We start from the raw sequence: 2,967 nt of genomic DNA, 5'->3' as shown, positions 1-2,967 counted from the left end.
CGCCGAATGGTGCTCGTTCGATGATCGCAAACCGTGGTCACGCTAAAGCACTTGTTTCCAAGAACTCGACGCCCGGCGACAACTCACCGAGCGTACGCAGCTTTTTCAATCTTATGCTCGGGACGTCCGACCTTGGTCTCTTCCATCTCCATCAAACCGAGCTCTTCGCATTGCTCGATCGAGATACGGCGGATGATATCGATGATCTTTTTACGATCTTCGAGCGTCCGCTCGCGAAGTTGTTCAAATGCACGACGCGCCGCGGTCACTGCGGATGCGGCATCATAGAAAACGCCGTTCTGGCCGCCTGCGGGTTTACCATTGGAAGCGGCCGGCATCGGTCCAACTTCGGACAAGACTTGGGCGACCACGCTGCGAATCAGGTTTTCGTCGAAATGCATAGTTTAGGTTTCTCGTTAAGATCTGCGTTTTGTACGTCGTTGTGTGGGGAGGAGGGGACGGCTCCGAAGCGACTACTTGTCTCGGTCGTAGACGCTTTGTTTATCGATGTGAACGGTATCAACGATACCGATGATGCAGGCATCGATCGGCAGCGGTTTGGTTTCCGGCGTCAATCGTGCACTGCTGCCTTGCACCACCAACACAAAATCGCCTTCGCCTGCCCCGATCGTGTCCACGGAAATAAACGTTCGCCCGGTCGTGACCAGCGAATCACGTTTTTCGCCTTCGAGCCGATAAGGCTCGACGACCAATAATTTGTGACCCGTCATCGAACTCACTTTCTGAGTACTGACGACCGATCCGGTTACTTTTGCGATAAACATGTTTGGGGGAAGTTCCTATTTGCCTACGCTTGTTGCAACACGGATACAGTTTGACGAGCCACAATGATCTCTTCGTTGGTGGGGATCACCCATAACGCCGTCCGGCTGTCGTCGGCATGAAACGTCGCTTCGCCTTTGAGCGATTGGTTCGCTGCGGTGTCCACGACAATGCCCAATTCTTCGAGCCCGTCGCACACACGTCCACGAATCAGATCATCGTTCTCGCCGATGCCAGCGGTAAACACGATCGCGTCGACACCGCCGAGTGCCACGATCATGCCACCGAGATGCCGACGAATTTCTTCGACATAGACATCCAGAGCCAATTGTGAACCGGCATCGCCATCGGCTGCCGCTTCTTCGACGTCGCGGATATCTCCGCTGCGTCCACTCAACCCCAACAAACCGCCTTGGCTCGCCAAATGAGCCAGTACCTCGTCGAGCGTCATTCCTGTCCGCTGCAAAATCAGTGGCAACGCAAACGGATCGAAATCACCGACGCGGTTGTTTTGCGGCAACCCCGTTTGTGGCGTCATTCCCATCGTCGTCATCACACTTTGTCGATTCCGGATCGCGGTAATCGAGCTACTGCCGCCCAAGTGACACGAGATCACACGAGCGTCATCGCGGCCGAGAAGCTCGGCACTTCGCGTGGCGATATAGCGGTGGCTTGCACCATGAAATCCCCATTTGCGAATATGAAATTCGTCGGCCCAATCGCGAGGAATTGCGTATTCCTTGCGAGCCGCTGGGATCGTTTGGTGAAAGTTCGTTTCGAATGCCGCCACCAATGGCAGATCGGCAAACCGCTGCTGCATCGCCTTCATCGCGGCAATGTAGGGCGGGTTGTGTGCCGGAGCGGCCGCATTCATTTCGGCCATCGCATCAAGCACTTCCGCATTCACGCGGAATACGCCTGACATTCGGCCACCATGAACCGCCTTGAATCCAATCGCCGCCACCTCCGACGCATCCTTCAGCACACCGTGCTCGGGATCCGTCAATTGAGCCAAACAAGCTTCCACGGCAACCCCATGATCGGGTACCGACATCGTACGTTCGTCGGACCAATCGCCGATCGACACCGTACACTTGCTCTCGGTATCCCCAATGCGATCGACCGCACCACGCGCTAAACAACGCTCGTCGGACATATCGTATAAGCGATACTTGAAACTGGTCGAACCAAGGTTGGCTACGAGAACTAGCACTGCAGGCTCTTCGTGGGTAGGAGACAAGGATTCCATTCGCTGCATCGACAGACCGCCCGTCGATGCGGATTCAAACTCGGGTTTTGAATCCGACTCTACGACAAAAAAGCCGCGGACAAACCTTCGCTAGGTCGCGGGATGATGTGGCTGCCGACGAGTTCGCCGACTTGAGCCGCAGCATTTGCACCCGCTTCGACGGCCGCACGGACGCTGCCGACGTCACCGCTGACAACGGTCGTGACATAGGCACCGCCGATGTCGACTCGCTTGACAATCGCCACGTTGGCGGCCTTGGCCATTGCGTCGGTGGCTTCGATCAGGGGCAACAAACCTTTAGTTTCAATCAAACCGATTGCATCGTTCATGTTCTGGATTTCTTAAATTTTGGATTGGATTTTTTTGAAGTGAGAGAGGACCGGCAGGGCATGAAACCCTTGCCCGAAAAAGCATCAACTACTTCTTCGCTGGCGCCGAAACTTTCAGAATTTTGCCCAAGTCGTCGTGAGGACGTGGAATCACTTGCACGCTGACAACTTCACCGATACGGCCTGCCGCAGCGGCTCCGGCGTCAGTGGCTGCTTTAACTGCAGCAACGTCACCGGTGACGAAAGCACTGACCAAACCGCTGCCGACTTTGTCCCAACCGAGGAACTGAACATTGGCAGCCTTCATCATCGCGTCGCATGCTTCCATCAGAGCGATAAAGCCCTTCGTCTCGATCATGCCGAGCGCTTCACTAACTTTTGCCATAGGAGTATTACCTTAGGAGGAGAGGAACTAACTGAATTGGATAGGGAGTTTTGTTTGCCGTAGCGAAAGTCGCCAAGGCTTTTGAGGGCCGTTTCGGAACGACGATACTGCTGAGGAGTTTCGCTCGTTGCCAAAGGCCTGTCTAACGTCTTATCTAGTGGTTTTTGCAGGCACAATCGTCTTTGCGAAGCAACACTTCGCTGGCTCCATCGAGATTGCAC

5 protein-coding genes are annotated in these 2,967 nt (G+C 54.9%); all 5 read right to left on the bottom strand.

The window, feature by feature from the left end:
- Positions 1-83: 83 nt before the first annotated feature.
- On the bottom strand, positions 84-401 hold the full coding sequence (locus RMSM_RS14225; protein WP_008697230.1) for an aldehyde dehydrogenase family protein: 318 nt from the start codon (positions 399-401) through the stop codon (positions 84-86).
- Positions 402-473: 72 nt separating this feature from the next.
- Positions 474-785 (bottom strand): EutN/CcmL family microcompartment protein, encoded by a 312-nt coding sequence (locus tag RMSM_RS14220; RefSeq protein ID WP_008697228.1) that lies wholly within the window; start codon positions 783-785, stop codon positions 474-476.
- A gap of 23 nt (positions 786-808) precedes the next feature.
- A complete protein-coding gene (locus tag RMSM_RS14215; RefSeq protein ID WP_040766623.1) occupies positions 809-1,996 on the bottom strand; it encodes an acetate/propionate family kinase in 1,188 nt (395 codons plus the stop codon).
- Between the two features lie 95 nt (positions 1,997-2,091).
- Positions 2,092-2,361 carry a BMC domain-containing protein gene (locus tag RMSM_RS14210; protein ID WP_008697224.1) on the bottom strand — a complete coding sequence of 90 codons (270 nt, stop codon included), beginning with the start codon at positions 2,359-2,361 and terminating at the stop codon, positions 2,092-2,094.
- 88 nt (positions 2,362-2,449) lie between these two features.
- Positions 2,450-2,746: a BMC domain-containing protein gene (locus RMSM_RS14205; protein WP_008697221.1), complete on the bottom strand. Its 297-nt coding sequence runs from the start codon at positions 2,744-2,746 to the stop codon at positions 2,450-2,452.
- Between the last annotated feature and the right edge of the window lie 221 nt (positions 2,747-2,967).

Source organism: Rhodopirellula maiorica SM1 (assembly GCF_000346295.1).
GTDB lineage: Bacteria > Planctomycetota > Planctomycetia > Pirellulales > Pirellulaceae > Novipirellula > Novipirellula maiorica.
The sequence above is the reverse complement of the archived record's forward strand: the minus strand, read 5'-3'. Positions and strand labels throughout refer to the sequence as shown.